19 protein-coding genes are annotated in these 17737 nt (G+C 64.0%); 15 read left to right on the forward strand and 4 right to left on the reverse strand.

Annotated elements, in window-relative coordinates:
• The first annotated feature begins 3 nt into the window (after positions 1–3).
• The 8 genes from FYJ91_RS13230 (at position 4) to cobU (ending at position 5763) form a co-directional block, all read left to right on the forward strand.
• The gene (locus FYJ91_RS13230; RefSeq protein WP_149522745.1) at positions 4–546 is read left to right on the forward strand and encodes a hypothetical protein; all 543 of its coding nucleotides are present in this window, start codon (positions 4–6) and stop codon (positions 544–546) included.
• A 130-nt stretch (positions 547–676) separates the two neighbouring features.
• Positions 677–1084, forward strand: coding sequence for a DUF1636 domain-containing protein (locus FYJ91_RS13235; RefSeq protein ID WP_149522746.1), 408 nt, complete (start codon positions 677–679; stop codon positions 1082–1084).
• Positions 1081–2094 (forward strand): nicotinate-nucleotide--dimethylbenzimidazole phosphoribosyltransferase, encoded by a 1014-nt coding sequence (cobT, locus tag FYJ91_RS13240; RefSeq protein WP_149522747.1) that lies wholly within the window; start codon positions 1081–1083, stop codon positions 2092–2094. Before FYJ91_RS13235 ends, cobT begins: the two co-directional genes overlap by 4 nt.
• Positions 2091–2660 carry a histidine phosphatase family protein gene (locus tag FYJ91_RS13245; RefSeq protein ID WP_149522748.1) on the forward strand — a complete coding sequence of 190 codons (570 nt, stop codon included), beginning with the start codon at positions 2091–2093 and terminating at the stop codon, positions 2658–2660. The genes cobT and FYJ91_RS13245 overlap by 4 nt, the downstream gene beginning before the upstream one ends.
• Positions 2657–3376: an adenosylcobinamide-GDP ribazoletransferase gene (gene cobS, locus FYJ91_RS13250; protein WP_149522749.1), complete on the forward strand. Its 720-nt coding sequence runs from the start codon at positions 2657–2659 to the stop codon at positions 3374–3376. Before FYJ91_RS13245 ends, cobS begins: the two co-directional genes overlap by 4 nt.
• A complete protein-coding gene (locus tag FYJ91_RS13255) occupies positions 3373–4344 on the forward strand; it encodes a threonine-phosphate decarboxylase (RefSeq protein WP_149522750.1) in 972 nt (323 codons plus the stop codon). Before cobS ends, FYJ91_RS13255 begins: the two co-directional genes overlap by 4 nt.
• Entirely contained in the window at positions 4337–5260 is a 924-nt protein-coding gene (gene cbiB / locus FYJ91_RS13260; protein ID WP_149522751.1) for an adenosylcobinamide-phosphate synthase CbiB, read from the forward strand. The genes FYJ91_RS13255 and cbiB overlap by 8 nt, the downstream gene beginning before the upstream one ends.
• A complete protein-coding gene (gene cobU, locus FYJ91_RS13265) occupies positions 5257–5763 on the forward strand; it encodes a bifunctional adenosylcobinamide kinase/adenosylcobinamide-phosphate guanylyltransferase (protein WP_149522752.1) in 507 nt (168 codons plus the stop codon). The genes cbiB and cobU overlap by 4 nt, the downstream gene beginning before the upstream one ends.
• Here cobU and FYJ91_RS13270 read toward each other — a convergent pair whose 3' ends face one another.
• The 3 genes from FYJ91_RS13270 to FYJ91_RS13280 form a co-directional block, all read right to left on the reverse strand.
• Positions 5764–7881, reverse strand: coding sequence for a PQQ-dependent dehydrogenase, methanol/ethanol family (locus FYJ91_RS13270; protein WP_149522753.1), 2118 nt, complete (start codon positions 7879–7881; stop codon positions 5764–5766).
• 241 nt (positions 7882–8122) lie between these two features.
• Positions 8123–9820 (reverse strand): cation acetate symporter, encoded by a 1698-nt coding sequence (locus FYJ91_RS13275; RefSeq protein WP_149522754.1) that lies wholly within the window; start codon positions 9818–9820, stop codon positions 8123–8125.
• Positions 9817–10143, reverse strand: a complete 327-nt coding sequence (locus FYJ91_RS13280) for a DUF485 domain-containing protein (RefSeq protein WP_149522755.1) — start codon at positions 10141–10143, stop codon at positions 9817–9819. Before FYJ91_RS13280 ends, FYJ91_RS13275 begins: the two co-directional genes overlap by 4 nt.
• A 133-nt stretch (positions 10144–10276) precedes the next feature.
• Between FYJ91_RS13280 and FYJ91_RS13285 the strand changes: the two genes are divergently transcribed.
• The 5 genes from FYJ91_RS13285 to FYJ91_RS13305 all read left to right on the forward strand — a co-directional run bounded on the left by FYJ91_RS13285 (position 10277) and on the right by FYJ91_RS13305 (position 15149).
• On the forward strand, positions 10277–10741 hold the full coding sequence (locus FYJ91_RS13285) for a hypothetical protein (RefSeq protein WP_149522756.1): 465 nt from the start codon (positions 10277–10279) through the stop codon (positions 10739–10741).
• Complete coding sequence (locus tag FYJ91_RS13290) at positions 10738–11451, forward strand: HTTM domain-containing protein (RefSeq protein ID WP_149522757.1); 714 nt, start codon at positions 10738–10740, stop codon at positions 11449–11451. The genes FYJ91_RS13285 and FYJ91_RS13290 overlap by 4 nt, the downstream gene beginning before the upstream one ends.
• 589 nt (positions 11452–12040) lie before the next feature.
• Positions 12041–13348 carry a site-specific DNA-methyltransferase gene (locus FYJ91_RS13295; RefSeq protein ID WP_181008504.1) on the forward strand — a complete coding sequence of 436 codons (1308 nt, stop codon included), beginning with the start codon at positions 12041–12043 and terminating at the stop codon, positions 13346–13348.
• Positions 13345–13728 carry a DUF5681 domain-containing protein gene (locus FYJ91_RS13300; protein ID WP_149522759.1) on the forward strand — a complete coding sequence of 128 codons (384 nt, stop codon included), beginning with the start codon at positions 13345–13347 and terminating at the stop codon, positions 13726–13728. Before FYJ91_RS13295 ends, FYJ91_RS13300 begins: the two co-directional genes overlap by 4 nt.
• Positions 13725–15149, forward strand: a complete 1425-nt coding sequence (locus tag FYJ91_RS13305; protein ID WP_149522760.1) for a PBSX family phage terminase large subunit — start codon at positions 13725–13727, stop codon at positions 15147–15149. Before FYJ91_RS13300 ends, FYJ91_RS13305 begins: the two co-directional genes overlap by 4 nt.
• Positions 15150–15171: 22 nt before the next feature.
• On the opposite strand, the gene FYJ91_RS13310 is transcribed toward FYJ91_RS13305, so the two are convergent.
• Positions 15172–15552 (reverse strand): hypothetical protein, encoded by a 381-nt coding sequence (locus FYJ91_RS13310; RefSeq protein ID WP_149522761.1) that lies wholly within the window; start codon positions 15550–15552, stop codon positions 15172–15174.
• A gap of 56 nt (positions 15553–15608) precedes the next feature.
• On the opposite strand from FYJ91_RS13310, the gene FYJ91_RS13315 reads away from it, so the two are divergent.
• Both FYJ91_RS13315 and FYJ91_RS20935 read left to right on the forward strand, forming a co-directional pair.
• Positions 15609–17171 (forward strand): recombinase family protein, encoded by a 1563-nt coding sequence (locus tag FYJ91_RS13315; protein WP_219822600.1) that lies wholly within the window; start codon positions 15609–15611, stop codon positions 17169–17171.
• Positions 17153–17713 (forward strand): plasmid partitioning protein RepB C-terminal domain-containing protein, encoded by a 561-nt coding sequence (locus tag FYJ91_RS20935; RefSeq protein WP_246152621.1) that lies wholly within the window; start codon positions 17153–17155, stop codon positions 17711–17713. Before FYJ91_RS13315 ends, FYJ91_RS20935 begins: the two co-directional genes overlap by 19 nt.
• Positions 17714–17737 lie beyond the last annotated feature (24 nt).

Genomic DNA, 17737 nt, shown 5'->3' on the forward strand with positions numbered 1-17737 from the left:
ACTATGACGACGACGCTCTCCAAATCCGGCGCCTCGATGCTCTGGATCCTGTTGCTGACCGCCGCGAGCACGGTGACCACCCTGGTGCTCGCCTGTGCGACGCCCTTCCCTTCGCTCGCGGCGCTCGCCGCCGTCCACATGCGCCGCCGCGACGGCATCGCGACGATGCTGCTCGCCTGGGCGGCAAGCCAGGCGGTGGGATTCGGCCTGCTCAACTATGCGCACAAGGCGACGACCTTCGCCTGGGGCGGCGCGCTCGCGATCGGCGCGGTCGCTTCGGTGCTGGCGGCGCGCGTGCCGCTGCCCCGCTTCGCACAGGCACCGGTCTGGGCGCGACTCGCGATCGCTTATGTCGCGGGGTTCCTGGGCTTCAAGCTGGTGATGCTCGCCTCGGCGCTCGTCCTGGGCGGGGTGCACACGGCGGTCGATCCGATGATCATGGCCAACCAGTTCGTGCGCAACGCCGCGATCCTGGCAGGGCTCTATGCGCTCTATCGCGGTCTGCTGGCGCTCGGGGTCCCGGCCCCGGTCGCCGCGACCGCGTGAACCTGGACTCGCGGGCTCTGCGTGAGATCGAAAGGCTGGAAGACGAAAATCGCCGGTTGCGCGACCTCGTCTCGACACTGCAAAGCGATCTCGCGCAGTTGCGCGAACTGAAGCGACGGGAGGGCGGGCGATGCTCCGGCCAGTGAAGAACGGCCCGGCGGTGGTGGCATGCAACACATGCCGCCATTCGGCCGAATCCCGCGACGACGGCGAAGGCGTGCGCGGCGGCGCGCGCCTGGCCGCCGCGCTCCATGCGGTGAAAGCCAGCGACGATCTCTATGCGGGGGTCGAGGTGCAGGAAATGGCCTGCCTGTTCGCGTGCAGCGACTATTGCACCGTCCACCTGCGCGCACCCGGCAAGGTGAGCTATATCCTCGGCCGCTTCACACCCGATGAGGAGGCTGCCCGCGCCATCCTCGATTATGCCGTCCATTATGCGGCGAGCGAGCATGGCCGCGTGCCCTTTTCGCAATGGCCGGCGGGAGTGAAGGGCCATTTCATCACGAGGTCGCCCCCCGAAGGGTTCGTCGCCGAATGAGCTTTGCGAGCATCGACACCTTCGAAAGCGCGCTGGCCAGCCTGACGCGGCCGGACGGTGCGGCGATTGCAGCGGCGCAGGCGCGACAGGCGCAGCTGACCAAGCCGGCAGGGTCGCTCGCCCGGCTGGAGGAGATAGCGATCTTCTTCGCGGGCTGGCAGGGGCGCGAACGGCCGCGTATCGATCGCGGTCGCGTCGCGGTGTTCGCGGGCAATCATGGCATCACCGTCCACGGCGTGAGCGCCTTTCCGGCCGACGTGACCGTGCAGATGGTCGCCAACTTCCGCGCCGGGGGCGCCGCGATCAACGCGCTGGCGAAGGCGGCGGACCTTGAGCTGATCATCGTTCCGATCGATCTCGACACACCGACGGCAGATTTCACCGTGGCGCCGGCGATGAGCGAGGCGGAATGCCTCGCGGCGCTGTCCGCAGGGGCCGAGGCGGTCGAACCCGGCCTCGACCTGATCGTGGTGGGCGAGATGGGGATCGGCAATTCGACGGCAGCCGCCGCGCTGGCCACGCGCAGCTTTGGCGGCGCGGTGGCCGATTGGACCGGGCCGGGCACGGGCCTCGACGGAGCAGGAATCGCGCGCAAGATCGACGTGATCGAACGCGCCTTGCAGCACCACGGATCGGCGCCGATGACGCCTTTCGAAACTTTGCGCCGCGTGGGTGGGCGCGAGATTGGGGCGATTGCGGGCGCGATCCTGCGCGCGCGGCAATTGGGCATTCCGGTGGTGCTCGACGGCTTCATAACGACGTCCGCGATTGCGCCGCTGGCGGTCGCCAATCCGGACATCACCGCGCATTGCATCGCCGGCCATTGTTCTGCCGAGCCGGGGCATCAGAAATTGCTGGATCAGCTTGGCCTCGCCCCCCTGCTCCGCCTCGACATGCGGCTGGGCGAAGCGAGCGGCGGCGCGGTGGCGGTGAACATCATCCGATCGGCGCTGGCCGCGCACGCACAGATGGCGACCTTTGCCGAAGCGGCCGTATCCGGCAGGGAATGACCGACTTCGCCCTCTATCTGCTCCGGCACGGCGCGCCCGAGACGCCCGGATTGCTGATGGGGCGCAGCGACGGCCTGCCGACGCCCGCCGGGATCGCCGCGTGCCTCGACCAGGCGGACGGGCTCGACTTCGCGACGCTGATCGCGTCCGATCTTGCGCGATCGAGGCTGGCCGCCGAAGCGATCGGGGCGAGGCGCGATATTGCCCCAGTCATCGATCCACGTTGGCGCGAACTCGATTTCGGCGATTGGGACGGGCAACCGGCGTCGGCGGTCCCGCCCGATGCGCTGGCGCAATTCTGGGGCGATCCGGACACAAATCCGCCCCCCAATGGCGAGCGCTGGTCGACGCTGCTGACGCGCGTGGGCGCCGCGATCGAGGCAATCGACCCGCGGCCGACCCTGATCGTCACACATGGCGGCGCGATGCGAGCCGCGCTTTCCTATCTGTGCGGCTTCGATCAACGCCAGATCTGGAGCTTCGAACTGGGCTATGCAGCGCTGATTTCGCTGCGCATCTGGCCAGGCGAGCGACGCTCGGCGCAGATCGTCGGGCTTTGGCCGTGAAGGGGCTGATCGTCGCGATCCAGTTCCTCACGCGCCTGCCGACGCCACGCATTGCCGTGTCGGATGCAGAGTTCGCGGGATCGATGCGCTGGTTTCCAGCCGTCGGCCTGATCGTCGGCGCGATTCTGGCGGGTGGCGCCTGGGTGGGCGCGTGGATCGATCCGTGGGTCGGCGCGCTGGCAGCACTGCTGCTGTGGATCGGCATGACGGGGGCGTTGCACCTCGACGGGCTGGGCGACATTGCGGACGCATCGGGCGCGGCGCACAAGGATCGCGCGCGGATGATCGCGGTGATGTCCGACCCGCACGTCGGCAGCTTCGGCGTCGTGGCGATCGCGCTGCAGATCGCGGCGAAGCTGGTGCTGCTGCACGGTGCCGTCGCGGAGCAACTGTGGTGGGCGATTGCGCTGATCCCGTTCGCCGCGCGGATCGGGCCGCTGCTGTGGACCCGTATGCTGCCGCCACTGCACGCGGGGCTGGCGGCGCGCTTCGCGCATGTGATCCGGCCGGTGCACCTCGCCATCTGGGCGGGGGTGTTGCTGATCGCCTGCTGGTTCGCGCCCTCTCTGGTGGCCGCGCCGGTGGCGATGCTGGCATGGACGTCGTGGCTGCGACGGCGGATCGGGGGAATTTCTGGTGACGGGCACGGCGCGGGGATCGAACTGACCGAAAGCACTCTGCTGCTCGCCGCGCTGATCGTGGCGCGGATGGCATGAGCGATCGGTGGACCTGGCATGGCGGCGGCCTTGCCGCAGCGCGCGCGCATTATGGCGATGGCGACTGGATCGACCTTTCGACGGGGATCAACCCGCATCCTTGGCCGGGCGTCGATGCACTGGCAGTCGACTGGCGGCGCCTCCCGGACGAGGCGGATCTGCGCGCGCTGGAAACTGCGGCAGCGGCGCATTTCGGGGCCAACCCGACGCATGTCTGCGCGGTGCCGGGGAGCGAGATCGGGCTGCGGCTTACCGGGCATCTGCTGGACGAGAAGGGATTGTGGTGCGAACCTGCCTATCGCACGCATGGAGACATGCTGATTGATGCACAGCCCCTGTCCTTCGATCGAGCGGGCGAGGCCGACGGGCGCACATTGATCCTCGCCAATCCGAACAATCCCGACGGGCGGCTGATCGATCGCGATGCGATGCGCGACCTGCTGGCGCGGCGCGGCGACGGATGGCTGCTGGTCGACGAAGCCTTTGGCGATGCGCATCCCGAGTGCAGCATTGCGAGCGAGGTCGGCGAACGGCGGCTGATCGTGTTCCGTTCGTTCGGCAAATTTTTCGGGCTGGCCGGAGTGCGGCTCGGCTTCGTGATCGGGCCGCGCGCGATCGTCGATCGACTGCGCAACCTGATCGGCGCGTGGCCGCTGTCGGCGGCGGCGGTGGCGATCGGGACGGCGGCCTATCGCGATCGGGCGTGGGTCGCGCAGACCGGCGGTCTGCTGCGCAGCGACGCGGCCGCGCTCGACACGTTGCTGCGCCAGCGCGGTTTTGCGCCGCACGGCGCCTGCCCGCTGTTCCGGCTGATCGAAACCGCTGACGCGCGCCGCCTGTTCGAACGGCTCGCTGCCGCCAGAATCCTGACGCGACCGTTCGACGAGAATCCGCGCTGGCTGCGCATCGGCCTGCCCGGCAACGCCGACGAATTCGCGCGGCTCGACGCGGCGCTGGACGGTGTTTGAGCCCCTCGCGCTCGGCGCGCTGATCCTCGATGCGGGGATCGGGTGGCCGGCGGGGCTTTATCGCCGGATCGGTCATCCGGTCGGCGCGTTCGCCGCGATCATCGGGGTGTGCGAGCGGCACTGGAACCGGCCGGATATCAGCGAAAGCGGGCGACGGGTGGCCGGCGTGGCGACGGTGTTGCTGCTGATCGCCGTCGCGGGCGGCGCAGGCTGGGCGTTGCAGGCGCTGGCGATGCGGCTACCCTTCGGCTGGGTGATCGTGGCGCTGCTGGCCTTTCCCGCGCTGGCGCAGCGCAGCCTGTTCGATCATGTCCGGCCCGTCGCGAGGGCGCTGGCGGCGGGCGATCTGGAGGGGGCGAGGCGCGCGGTCGGCATGATCGTGGGGCGCGACACCGCGCAACTCGACGAAGCGGGCGTGGCGCGGGCGGGGATCGAGAGTCTGGCCGAAAGCTTCTGCGACGGAATCGCCGCACCCTTGTTCTGGCTGCTGCTGCTCGGGCTGCCGGGCGTGTGGGCGTATAAGGCGATCAACACCGCCGACAGCCTGATCGGGCACAAGGAGGAGCGCTGGCGGGCCTTCGGCTGGGCGGCGGCGCGGACCGACGATGTGCTGAACCTTATCCCGGCGCGGATCGCGGGGGTGATGATCTGCCTTGCCGGACCCGGCGGGTGGCGCGTGATGCTGCGCGATGCGGGCAAGCATGCCTCGCCCAATGCGGGGTGGCCCGAGGCGGCGATGGCGGGCGTGCTGGGGGTGCGTCTCGCCGGCCCGATCGCCTATGACAATGTGGTGGTGGACAAGGCTTGGATCGGTAACGGGCGGGCGGATGCGAATGCGGACGATCTGCACCGCGCACTCGCCATCTATGTCCGGGCGTGCCTGATGCTGTGGGTGATCGCGGGGGTTTGCGCATGAGTTCGTTGCTGGTTCTGGGTGGAGCACGATCGGGCAAGAGCCGCCACGCGCAGGCGCGCGCCGAGGCGATCGCGGGCGAGCTGGTATTCGTCGCGACGGCGCAGGCGTTCGACGATGAGATGCGCGACCGGATCGCGCATCACATCGCCGATCGCGGCCCGCGCTGGCGCACGATAGAGGAGCCGATCAATGTGGTCGGCGTGATCGATCGCGAGGCCGCGCCGGGGCGCGTGCTGCTGATCGACTGTCTGACCCTGTGGACGTCCAACCTGATGTTCGCCGAGCGCGATATCGCGACGGAGGCGAAGGCGCTGGCCGACGCAATCGGGCGCGCTGCGGGGCCGGTGATCCTCGTCGCGAACGAAGTCGGCTTGGGCATCGTGCCCGACAATGCGCTCGCCCGCCGCTTCCGCGACGCCGCCGGGACCATCAATCAGGCGGTCGCGTCGGCGGTGGACGAGGCGTTGTTCATGGCTGCCGGCCTGCCCCTGAAGCTGAAGTAATTACTTCTTCTCCTGCTTCTGGAGCAGCTTCGCGCGTTCGGCGACATAGGCGCGCAGATCCTCGGCATCGGCGGGGGTCAGATATTTGCCGAAGCCGATCATGCCGCGTTCCTTGAGCGCACCGTCGATCACCACCGATTTCCAAGCGGCCGCATCGGTCAGCGCACCCGAGCGGCGCAGATCGGGGACCACTCCGCTCGAGATCGCACCGGGGCCGTGGCACACCCAGCAGTCGCGCTCGAACAAGTGGCGGCCATGTGTCATCTGCGCATCGCTGAACTTTTCGGCGGGCGGGTTGGCGGGTGCCCAGGGGATGTGGTCGATCTTCGGCAGAGCGGCCTTGGCGCCGAGCCGGAAGACGTAGATCCGCCCGTTCGGCCGCACGATCGGATTGTCGTTGAAGGCCGAGGTCAGCGCATAGGCACCGCCATAGCCGCCCGCGACCGCGATATAGTGCGCGCCGTCCAGTTCGAAGGCGATCGGCGCGGCCATGATCGGCATGCCGAGGTTCATCGTCCACAGCACCTTGCCGCTATCGGCCGCGAAGGCGCGCAGATTGCCCTTTGTATCGCCCTGGAAGACGAGGTTGCCTGCGGTGGTCAGCAGACCGCTATTCCACGGCTCCGAATAATCGAAGCCCCACGCCTCGCGCTGGCGGATCGGATCCCACGCGATCAGGCGACCGCCGAGCAACTTGCGGGTCGCCGCGAACGTTGCCGGGTCGTCGGGTGGCGAGGTGTCGTCGGTCTTGAGGCCTAGGTTCCAGCGGCCGGGACGGATCGCGAAGTTCGCGTCGTCCTGATAGCCGAACAGGGCCTTGTTGCCCGGGATATAGGCGAGGCCCGTCTGCGGGCTGAAGGCCATCGGCTGCCAATTGTGCGCGCCCAGCGCGCCGGGGGTGACGACCACCGCCTTGCCGCCTTGGTAGCGCGCCTCCGGATTTTCGATCGGGCGGCCGGTCTTGAGATCATAGCTGGTGGCCCAGTTCACATCGACATAGTTCTTGGCCGAGATCAGCTTGCCGTCGGTGCGATCGATCACGAAGAAGAAGCCGTTCTTCGGCGCCTGCATCAGCACCTTGCGCGGCTTGCCGTCGATCGTCAGCGTCGCGAGCGTGATCGTCTGGGTATGGGTGTAATCCCAGCTTTCGCCGGGCGTGCCCTGATAATGCCAGCGATATTCGCCGGTATCGGGATCGAGCGCGACGATCGACGAGAGGAACAGATTGTCGCCCTTCCCGTCGCTGCGCAGCTTGTGATTCCACGGACTCCCGTTGCCGACGCCCAGATAAAGCTGGTCGAGTTCGGCATCGTAAACGATCGAATCCCAGACGGTGCCGCCGCCACCATTCTTCCAATATCGGCCGAACCACGTCTGGCCCGCCTTTTCGGCGAACACCTTGTCCGACGCGGCATGATCGGGGCCGTCGGCGGGGTTGCCGGGGACGGTGTAGAAGCGCCACGCCTGCTTGCCCGTCTGCGCATCATAAGCGGTAACGTAGCCGCGCGCGCCCAGCTCCGCGCCGCCATTGCCGATGACGACCCGGCCCTTCACGATGCGCGGCGCGCCGGTGATCGTATAGGTCTTCGTCTGATCGACCGTGACGACCGACCAGACCACCTTGCCCGTCTTGATATCGAGCGCGACGAGCCGGCCGTCGAACGTGCCGACATAGAGCTTGCCGTCGTAGAGCGCGGCGCCGCGATTGCCGACGTCGCAGCATCCCTTGGCGCCATATTCGCCGGGCACCTTGGGATCATAGAACCAGAGCTGCTTTCCGGTCCTGGCATCGAGGGCATAGACCTTCGACCAGGCGGTCGTGACGTAGAGGACGCCCTGATATTCGAGCGGGGTCGATTCCTGCGCGCGGTTGGTATCGAACTCGTGGGACCAGGCGAAGCCGAGGCCGCTCACGGTCTTGTCGTTGATCGCGGTCAGCCGGCTGAACCGCTGTTCGTCAAAAGTGCCGCCATAGGTAACCCAGTCGCCCGGATTCTGCGTCGCCGCGAGCAGGCCGGACCAGGCATTGTCGACTTTGGGCGGAGGAGCGTTCGAACAGCCCGAGATCAAGGCGGTCGTCATCACAGCGGCGATCGCCGCCAGCCACGCTGCGCGCATTCAAAGCTCTCCCTCGTCCCGTCGGCCGGTCATGCGCCGGCTTTTCCGATACTAGATCGGAAAAGCGGCAAGCCTTCAAGACGTGGTGAGTATCTGCCCACTCAATCCTCCCCCGCCAGGGGGAGGTGTCAGCGCAAGCTGACGGAGGGGGAGGATGCGATGATCCAAAGTTGGCTGCCGCCCTCCCCCTCCGTCGCCTTCGGCGCCACCTCCCCCTGGCGGGGGAGGATTAGAGGGTTGCTTAGTGGTCAGCGGGGCTGTGGACGCCGATGCCGGTTTCGGAACGGACACGCTGCAGCGGATAGCCGGCCTTGTCGATAGCCGCGCGGGGCGAGCGATCGAGCAGCGAGATCAGCCAGATACCGAGGAACCCGGCAGGGACCGAGAACAGAGCCGGCGAGCTATAGGGGAAGATCGCCTCCGCATAGCCGAACACCGCGACCCAGATGACCGGCGACAACACCGTGAGCACGAAGGCGGTGAGCAGGCCGATCGCCCCGCCCCACGCCGCGCCCTTGGTCGTGCAATCCTTCCACAGCAGCGACATCACCAGCACCGGGAAATTGCCCGAAGCGGCGAGCGCGAAGGCGAGGCTGACCATGAAGGCGACGTTCTGTTTCTGGAATACGATGCCGAGAATGATCGCAGTGATACCGAGCAGAATCGTGGTGATGCGCGAGACGCGCAGTTCCTTGACCGGATCGGCGTCGCCCTTTCGGATGACGCTGGCATAGATGTCGTGCGAGATCGCCGAAGCTGCCGACAAGGTGAGGCCCGCCACGACCGCGAGGATCGTCGCAAAGGCGACCGCCGAGATGAAGCCGAGGAACAGGTTGCCGCCGATCGCGTGGGCCAAATGCATCACCGCCATATTGCCGCCGCCGCGCAGCGCCCCGGTCGCGACGTCGACATAATCGGGGTTGAAGGAGATCAGCACGATCGCGCCGAAGCCGAGGATGAAGGTGAGCGCGTAGAAATAGCCGATCCACACCGTCGCCCACAGGATCGACTTGCGCGCCTCGCGGGCATCGGGAACGGTGAAGAAGCGCATCAGGATATGCGGCAGGCCGGCCGTGCCGAGCATCAGCGCGAAGCCGAACGACAAGGCCGAGATCGGATCCTTGATGAACCCGCCCGGCCCCATGATCGCGCGGCCCTTCGCCGCCGCTTCGTCTGGGGAAAGGCCATTGTCGAGCGCGACCTTGGTCTTCACCTCGACCGCTTTCGAGAACAAGGCTTCGAACGAGAAGCCGACATGCGCCATCACACCGACGACGAGGAACGTGGCACCCAACAGCAGCATCACCGCCTTGATGATCTGCACCCATGATGTCGCGCGCATCCCGCCGAACAGGACATAGACCATCATAAGCCCGCCCACGACGGTGATCGCGTAGAGATAGGGCAGGCCGAACAGCAGCTGGATAAGTTGCCCCGCGCCGACCATCTGCGCGATCAGGTAGAAGGCGACGACCAGCAATGTGCTGACCGCCGCGAAGCTGCGCACCGGCCCCTGCAGGAAGCGGTAGGAGGCGACGTCGGCGAAGGTGAAGCGGCCGAGGTTTCGCAGCTTCTCCCCTATCAGGAAGAGCACGATCGGCCAGCCGACGAGGAAGCCGATCGCGTAGATCAGCCCGTCATAACCGTCGTTGAAGATCTGCGACGTGATGCCGAGGAAGGAGGCGGCCGAGCAATAGTCGCCCGCCATCGCCAACCCGTTCTGAAAGCCGGTGATGCCCCCGCCGGTGTAAAAATCCGAAACCGTGCGCGTGCGCCGCGCGGCCGTAGCGGTGATCCAAAGCGTCGCCGCGACGAACCCTGCGAACATCAGGATCGCGGTCCAGTTGGTCGGTTGCTGGACGATCGTGCCGTGGATCCCGGCGTGGGCCGCGGTGGCTCCGCCCAGCAGAGCGACCAGCGCAATTGCGATGCGGATCATGCGTCGATTCCGGCGAGCAGTTCGGCGACCCGCGCATCGTAACGGCCATTGGCGCGGTGGACGTAGATCGCGCAGATCGCGACCGTGCCGATGAGCATCGCGATACCCAGAACGACCGCGAGGCTCGTCGCACCACCCGCGATCGACTGCGCCATGAACGGCTTGTCGAACGCGATCAGCGAGATGAACCCGCTATAGACCAGCACCGTGATCGCGGTGAGCGTCCAGGAGAAACGCTGCCGCTCGCGAACGAGCGCGGTGTAGCGCGGATCGGCGGCGATGCGCGCTTCGACGGTGCCATCGGCGGTGCTGGGTGTGGACATCCCCCCTCATCGTCGAGGACGCGGCCGATGGCAACTCGTCTGCGATAAGGCACGAAGCGTGTTTCGGCTCAGGAGCATTCGCGGTAGGCGTGGGCTGTCAGCACCGACATATGTGGAAAGGACGCCGCGCATCGTGTTTCCGTTCGCCGGTTTCCGCCTCATGCTGCCCGCCATCATGCCGTCGTGGCGTTTCTTCGATGGCGTGAGCGCCAGCCCCCGCGTCGACTATGCGCTGCTGCGCGACCCCGAAGCGGCGGCCGACCACTGGCAGGAATTCCGCCCTCGCCCCGCCGAACTGACTCTGCGCGCGATGCTGTTGCGGCTGGTTTGGAACCCGCAGTGGAACGAGAACCTGTTTCTGGTCAGCCTTGCCGAGCGATTGATCCGCGCCGACAGCGCGGAAACGGTGGCACACAGCCAGCACGAATTGCTGCTGCGCGTGGCCCGGCATCTCGATCGCGATGGGGGCTGCGATCGTAGCGCCTGCCTGCAGATCCGCCTGCGCCTCGTCCGCCGCGTCGGGCCGCGCGAGGATGTCGAGAGCGAGATCGCGTTTCTCTCGGGCGCCCAGCCGATCGCCGATCTGGTGACGCGATGACGTTCGAAGAAGCCCTGCAGCTGACATCCGCCATAACGGCACTGGCCTTCGTCCAGCAGAGCCTGGAGCATCTGCGCCCCGCCGTGCGCCTGCACGAACGCCTGCTGTTCGCGCCGCGCCTGATCCTGTCGTTGCTGCTGGGTACGGCCAGCCTGAGCGCGCCGTCGCTCGGCCTTTCACCCGGCGTCCTGACGCTCGCGCTGGTGGTGAACCACCTCCTGATCCTGCCCTTCTTCAACGGCCCCTATAATGGTGGGGCGGATCGGATGAGCTTGCTCATCCTGCTATGCCTGGCGGGTGCCTATAATCTGCCAGAACCGGCATGGCGCGAACTGGCGTTCGGCTATCTCGGGATGCAGTTGCTGCTGAGCTATTTCATGGCGGGCTGGGTCAAGATCGCGAACCCGGACTGGCGAACGGGCCGCGCCCTGCGCGACGTTTTCCTGTTTTCGGCTTATCCGGCCGGGGAGAATATCCGGCGATGGGCCGCCCATCCCCGCCTGCTGCTGGGTGCGGGATGGGCAGTGATCGGGTTCGAACTCGCCTTCCCGCTGACCTTCCTGTCGCGCCCCGCGCTGCTGGTGGGGCTGGCGATCGCGGCATTGTTCCACGGTGCCAACGCCTGCCTGTTCGGCCTCAATCGCTTCTTCTGGATCTGGATCTGCGCCTATCCGTCGATCCTGTGGCTCCACGATCGCGTGATAGGCTGACCGACGGGTGCAGACGGAATTTCGGGGCTCCTGCCGAAGCAGGAGGACCCCGAAATCCAGATGTCACTAAGGACAGGGTGGTGCAGCTATCAGTCCTTCGCAAACCCGTCTCCGCAGGTAGTTTCCCGTTAGAACGTGAAAATAACGCGAAACGCTGCCTTCTCCGGGGTCGAATGAAGAGTTTCGCCTACCACAAAGAGCAGAAAACCGGGGCTCTTGATCGCGCGTTCCCGTACTGAGCGAAACGGGAAAATCATTTGTCTCAACGGGCATCGTCCGACCGCAGTCGGGTATTCCGGTTCGCATCAGAAGAGCAGAAGCCGGCCAGCGCTTTTACGCATAAACCGCTGCCAGATTTCAATTTTTGACTAGCTTCAGCTGCTCAACCGTTCAGGGTGTTCCTTGAAAATTCCGGCAATATAAATGGACTCCCTTGTCCGCAGGGAGTGCAATCCATGGCCGATCTCGCGACCCAAATCGTTTCGTTTACACGGCGTATCACCGACAAATTGCCCAACCGCAATTCAGCCTTTCGCAGCCATTTTTGTTGTAATAAATGGATGCCCTCTTTCACCGAGGGCGACCGCCGATGACACCGCTTCAGATCATTTACCGCCAGCCACAGATGCTGTCGGAGCATGGCCGCAACGCACGTCGACACAGCACAAAACAGATCGATCGGCTGAAGTCTTCCATCCGCTCGTTCGGTTTCAACGCCCCTGTCGTGATCAACGAACAGGGTGAGATTCTTGCCGGTCATGGCCGGGTCCGCGCTGCGATCGAATTGAAGCTTGGTGAGATTCCGACTGTGACGCTCAATCACCTGAGCCCTGCGCAGGCGCGCGCCTTCATGCTCGCAGACAATCGGATCGCCGAACTGTCGACCTGGGACGAAGCCCTGCTGGCGGAGGAACTCGAGGAGTTATCTGCCACTGACGAGCCGTTCGAGATTACCGACACCGGCTTCGAGCTGGCCCGGATCGATGTTTTGATCGAGGAGCGTCACAAACCAAAATCAGACGCGGATCCGGCCGACGCGCCAGTAGATCCGGGCGCTGTGGAAACCGTGTCGCGACCGGGCGACCTGTGGCTGCTCGGTAAGCATCGCCTGCTTGTCGGCAATGCGCTCGACCCGCTCAGCTACCGCGTTCTGCTCGGTGAGGAGCGCGCTCAGATGGTTTTCATCGACTCGCCCTACAACGTGCCGATCGATGGCCACGTGTCCGGCAAGGGTAAGGTTCGCCATAGCGAATTCGTGATGGGCTCGGGCGAGATGAGCGATACCGAATTCGAGGCTTTCCTGCGAACAACTTTCGAGCGCCTTATCGATGCCAGCATCGATGGTGCCATCCACTATTCCTGCATGGACTGGCGCGGGCTCAGCGCAATGCTGTCGGCGGGGTCGATATATTCCGAGCTAAAGAACATATGCTGCTGGGTCAAAAGCCAAGGCGGAATGGGTTCGCTCTACCGTTCGCAGCACGAGCTGATTGCGGTCTTCAAATCGGGTACGGCGCCGCACATCAACAATGTCGCGCTCGGCAAACACGGCCGGAACCGCACCAATGTTTGGGCCATGCCCGGCATGAACAGTTTTCAACGCGGGCGGGCCGCCAAGCTGGCGATGCATCCGACGGTGAAGCCGGTCGCGCTGGTCGCAGATGCCATGCTCGACTGCTCGCACCGCGGCGGGCTGGTGCTCGATGTTTTCTCAGGCTCAGGCACGACAATGATCGCGGCCGAGCGCACCGGCCGCATTGCCGCTGCGATGGAACTCGATCCGCATTATGCAGACGTGTCGCTCCGCCGTTTCTGCGATGTGACGGGCATCGAACCGGTGAATGCCTGGACAGGACAAATCGTTCGGCGCCGGGAACCGACGGGGGGCGGCCGATGAGCGACGATTATGAAGTCGGCCGCGGCAAACCTCCGCGCGAACATCAGTTCAAGGCCGGCAATCAGGCAGCACGCGGACGCAAAAAGCGCCAGTCGATCTCACTGCCGGAGATGCTGGAAAAGGCCTTTAACCGGCGACGCCAGATCAAACGCGGTGGCGAGATCGTGTCGATGAGGGCGGGCGAGATCATGATCGAGCGCTTCGTCCAGATGATGACGACTGGTTCGCCGCGTGAGTTGGTTATGATGTTCAGTCTCATCGAAAAGCATGCACCGAAGTTTCTCGAGCAGCATGCCGCCGAGATCGCGATCACATATCAGGCTGCCGAGGGGACCAATATCGATCTGCCGCCTTCCGATCTGTGGGAGACAGACAAATGATCACGGTCAATCTGCCGGCTTGGGCGCAGTGGCTCGATGTGCCGCTTGCCCCTGATCGACTGCCCGTGCGCCATAGGGTGCTGCTCGGCGGACGCGGTGGTGGTAAGTCGTGGACGATCGCGCACAAGCTCGTCGAACGCGCCATTCGCAATCCCGAGCGAATTCTGTGCACGCGCGAGTATCAGAACTCGATCCGAGACAGCTCCAAGCGCCTGATCGAAGATGTGATCGACCGCATGCAACTGGGTGCGCGTGGCTCAGGCTTCTTCACCGTTACCGACAAGGAGATACGCGGCCAAAACGGCTCGCGCTTTGTGTTCATGGGTCTCAACGGCAAGGACAGCGCGATCAAGTCACTCGAAGGCTTCACGCTGGTCTGGGTCGAGGAAGCCGCTGCAGTCGCGCAAGCCTCGATCGAGGCACTAGTGCCGACGATCCGCCGGGAGCGGTCCGAGATATGGTGGAGCTATAATCCGCGCTACCGACACGATCCGGTCGATATGATGTTCCGGGGCGGCACGATCCAGCCGCCAGGTTCGATCGTGCAGATCGTTAAATGGTCGGACAACCCATGGTTCCCCATAGTGCTGCACCGCGAGATGGAGTTCGACCGGCAGCGCGATCCTGAAAAGCACATGCATGTCTGGGAAGGTCAATATGTCGAGCGCAGCGAAGCGCGCGTCTTTCACCGCTGGAAAGTCCATGCATTCGACGAGCCGGACGACGCTCTGCATCGTTTCGGCGCCGACTGGGGTTTTGCAAAAGATCCGACAGTGTTGGTGCGCTGTTTCATCGGCCGTTGGGCGGGTGAACCTTACAATAGCGATATCATCGCCGATCAGAAGGGCGATCATCTCTTCGTCGATGACGAGGCTTACAAGGTCGGCTGTGCCATAGACGAGACCCCCGCCTTGTTCGCCGGCTTCGATCACCTGCGGCCAGCGCGTTGGCAGAATGGCTTTCTACACCCAGGGATCACCGGCGCCGCAAGTTACCAGATTACAGCTGACAGCGCTCGGCCCGAGACAATCGACTTCATGCGCAAGCGCGGCTTCAATATAAGCCCCGCGATCAAAGGGCCGGGGTCAGTCGAAGACGGCATCGCTTTCCTCAAGAGTTTCGATATCGTCGTCCACCCCAGATGCCGGCATCTCATCGACGAACTCGTTCTCTACAGCTGGGCGTCCGACCGACACACGGGCGAAATCCTCAACAAGCTATCCGACAAAAACAATCATGTAATCGACGCGCTTCGCTACGCGCTCGAGGGAGCACGCAAAGCGAGCCGGCCCGACTTTCAAGGCTACAGCACTGGTCGCAGCATTATGTTCGATATCCCGGGGTATCTTCCCAGTCGCTGGTCAGAGGTGCATCCAGACTTGCGGGCCCATAGATCGGTGATTGGAGATCTGTTCCGATAACGGATCGCCGACGATGGCCAGCTCAGAAATGATCGCGGCGACGAGCGTTTTCGAGACGAAAGCGCGCCAACGCGCCAGCTGCGCGCGCGAGCGCAACCTCGGCTGCGTGAATATCTGCCGCAAGAATGACGTCGTTCCGGTTGATCAACATGAGTACGAGCATTGCAACCTCGTTGGAGTTTCGCGCCAACTCGATCAAATTTGCGCCTCTCGGCGGCGTCTCTCCGTGTATCCAAGCGCGGGCGCAGCGATCGCTCACCCCTGTCCATCGCATGACGATCTTTGCTGCGTGCCCGCTCGTGCCCAGTTCAGCGCGTAGAGCTCGCCCGACCAACTCACTCAACTGCCCATCGGTGAGCAACTTTTCTGACTTTGGAAGCTTACTGCCGGTTTTCGGAAGCATGCTGCCAGTCCTTCCGCGCTAAAGCTCCATCTAATAACCAGATCTGGGTGTCAGCGATGGTGATCCGTTGGAGCGACGATAAATCGGTTCAAAACAGCGTGCCACGGCGCGCCGCGGAATATGTCCGCATGTCGACCGACCATCAGCAATATTCGACCGAGAACCAGTCAGCAGCGATCCGCAGCTATGCCGAAGCCCGTGGTTTCGCGATCAAAGCAACCTACGCGGACGAAGGAAAAAGTGGCCTAAACATCGGCGGAAGGGCCGCGCTTCAACGCCTAATCAGCGATATCGAGACCGGTCATGCCGACTTCGAAGCTGTCATCGTTTATGACGTCAGTCGCTTTGGGCGTTTCCAAGATCCTGATGAGGCCGCGTCTTACGAACTACGCTGCCGACGCGCCGGAGTCGCCGTCCACTACTGCGCCGAGCAGTTCGAAAATGACGGAACGATCGGTTCGTCGATCATCAAAACCGTCAAACGAGCCATGGCTGGCGAATATAGCCGAGAGCTTTCGGTCAAGGTCTTCGCAGGCCAAGCTCATTTGATCAGGTTGGGATATCGGCAAGGCGGGCCGCCCGGGTTTGGCCTGCGACGTCTACTTGTCGATCAGGAGGGGCTACCCAAAGCTGAGCTGTCACGCGGAGAGCACAAAAGCATTGCGACGGATCGGGTAGTTCTGACGCCCGGACCATCTGACGAGATCGCGATCGTTCTCGAGGTATATCGTCGATTCGTCGCTGGTGAGGGCGAGCCGCAAATTGCAGACGACCTCAACAAACGCGGGATAGTAACCGATCTTGGGCGAGCGTGGACCCGCGGGACGATCCATCAGCTCCTCATCAATGAAAAATATCGCGGCCACAATGTGTGGGCGCGCACCTCTTTCAAGCTTAAACAACGCCACACCACCAACACGCCAGGCGAATGGATCCGCGCCGACGATGCGTTTCAGGCGATCGTTCCACTCGAACTTTTTACCGAATCGCAGAAAATTATCGCGGCGCGCTCGGACCGTCTCAGTGATGATGCCATGCTCGAACGGCTCCGCGCGATCTTCAGTACTGCCGGTCGCCTCTCGGGTCTGATTATCGACGAAGAAGACGGCCCTTCCAGTGGTTCTTATCGCTCTCGTTTTGGCAGCCTATTGCGAGCCTATGCCTTGGTCGGCTTCGCTCCCAGCCACGACTATCGATATCTGGAAATCAATCGACGCCTGCGGGCGCTGCATCCGGACCAGCTGACAACGATCGTTGAGGGTCTTCGCGATGCCGGAGGGACGGTTACGCACGATCCCGCGACAGATATCCTCCATATCAATCAAGAGTTTCGGGCGTCCGTTACAATTTCGCGCTGCCTCCCAACAGCGGCAGGCACACTCAGGTGGAAAGTTCGGTTAGACAGCGCCCTTTGTCCCGACGTCACGCTGGTCGTCCGCATGGGTCCCGAAAACACCGCTGTCCTCGACTACTATCTGCTTCCTCGCTTTGACATGCGCGAAGCCATGCTGCGCTTGGCAGAGTGTAATGGCCTGTCGCTCGACGCCTATCGGATCGACACGCTAGCGCCCTTCTTCCAGATGGCTGCCCGGAACACGCGATGGAAAATAGCGGCATAAGCGCTCGTCCTGCCCAACGGGTCGAGTGGATCCCCATCAACCGCATCAGCGTGGTCAACCCGCGCGCGCGCAATAAGAAGGTCTTCAGAGAGATCGTCGACAACATCGCTCAGATTGGGCTGAAACGTCCCATCACCGTAACCCGGCGCGCCGAAGCGGACGGCCCCTTTTATGATCTGGTTTGCGGACAAGGACGATTAGATGCCTATTGCGCGCTGGGGCAGGACGAGGTCCCCGCCCTCGTCGTGTCTGCCGATCCCGAAGATTGCCTCATCGCCAGCCTGGTCGAGAATTGTGCACGTCGACAGCATAATGCGATCGATCTGCTGCAAGACATTGGTGGTATGCGGCAGCGCGGTCACGACTTTTCCGATATCGCGCGCAAGACTGGCCTGTCGATCGACTATGTGATGGGCGTCTCGAACCTGCTCGAGCGCGGAGAGCAGCGATTGCTGCGATCCGTGGAATCGCGGGTCATTCCATTGAGCGTCGCGGTAGAGATCGCCGAAGCCGATGATCATGGCGTTCAGCGGGCTCTCTAAGACGCATATGAACGCGGCGAGCTG

This window comes from Sphingomonas montanisoli (assembly GCF_008274695.1).
Lineage (GTDB): Bacteria > Pseudomonadota > Alphaproteobacteria > Sphingomonadales > Sphingomonadaceae > Rhizorhabdus > Rhizorhabdus montanisoli.

What these genes read in the sequence shown, in the direction of transcription:
- FYJ91_RS13230 (WP_149522745.1), top strand. Translation starts at nt 4, where the DNA reads ATGACGACGACGCTCTCCAAATCCGGCGCCTCGATGCTCTGGATCCTG.
- FYJ91_RS13235 (WP_149522746.1), top strand. Translation starts at nt 677, where the DNA reads ATGCTCCGGCCAGTGAAGAACGGCCCGGCGGTGGTGGCATGCAACACA.
- cobT (WP_149522747.1), top strand. Translation starts at nt 1,081, where the DNA reads ATGAGCTTTGCGAGCATCGACACCTTCGAAAGCGCGCTGGCCAGCCTG.
- FYJ91_RS13245 (WP_149522748.1), top strand. Translation starts at nt 2,091, where the DNA reads ATGACCGACTTCGCCCTCTATCTGCTCCGGCACGGCGCGCCCGAGACG.
- FYJ91_RS13255 (WP_149522750.1), top strand. Translation starts at nt 3,373, where the DNA reads ATGAGCGATCGGTGGACCTGGCATGGCGGCGGCCTTGCCGCAGCGCGC.
- cobU (WP_149522752.1), top strand. Translation starts at nt 5,257, where the DNA reads ATGAGTTCGTTGCTGGTTCTGGGTGGAGCACGATCGGGCAAGAGCCGC.
- FYJ91_RS13270 (WP_149522753.1), bottom strand. Translation starts at nt 7,881, where the DNA reads ATGCGCGCAGCGTGGCTGGCGGCGATCGCCGCTGTGATGACGACCGCC.
- FYJ91_RS13275 (WP_149522754.1), bottom strand. Translation starts at nt 9,820, where the DNA reads ATGATCCGCATCGCAATTGCGCTGGTCGCTCTGCTGGGCGGAGCCACC.
- FYJ91_RS13280 (WP_149522755.1), bottom strand. Translation starts at nt 10,143, where the DNA reads ATGTCCACACCCAGCACCGCCGATGGCACCGTCGAAGCGCGCATCGCC.
- FYJ91_RS13290 (WP_149522757.1), top strand. Translation starts at nt 10,738, where the DNA reads ATGACGTTCGAAGAAGCCCTGCAGCTGACATCCGCCATAACGGCACTG.
- FYJ91_RS13295 (WP_181008504.1), top strand. Translation starts at nt 12,041, where the DNA reads ATGACACCGCTTCAGATCATTTACCGCCAGCCACAGATGCTGTCGGAG.
- FYJ91_RS13300 (WP_149522759.1), top strand. Translation starts at nt 13,345, where the DNA reads ATGAGCGACGATTATGAAGTCGGCCGCGGCAAACCTCCGCGCGAACAT.
- FYJ91_RS13305 (WP_149522760.1), top strand. Translation starts at nt 13,725, where the DNA reads ATGATCACGGTCAATCTGCCGGCTTGGGCGCAGTGGCTCGATGTGCCG.
- FYJ91_RS13310 (WP_149522761.1), bottom strand. Translation starts at nt 15,552, where the DNA reads ATGCTTCCGAAAACCGGCAGTAAGCTTCCAAAGTCAGAAAAGTTGCTC.
- FYJ91_RS13315 (WP_219822600.1), top strand. Translation starts at nt 15,609, where the DNA reads ATGGTGATCCGTTGGAGCGACGATAAATCGGTTCAAAACAGCGTGCCA.
- FYJ91_RS20935 (WP_246152621.1), top strand. Translation starts at nt 17,153, where the DNA reads ATGGAAAATAGCGGCATAAGCGCTCGTCCTGCCCAACGGGTCGAGTGG.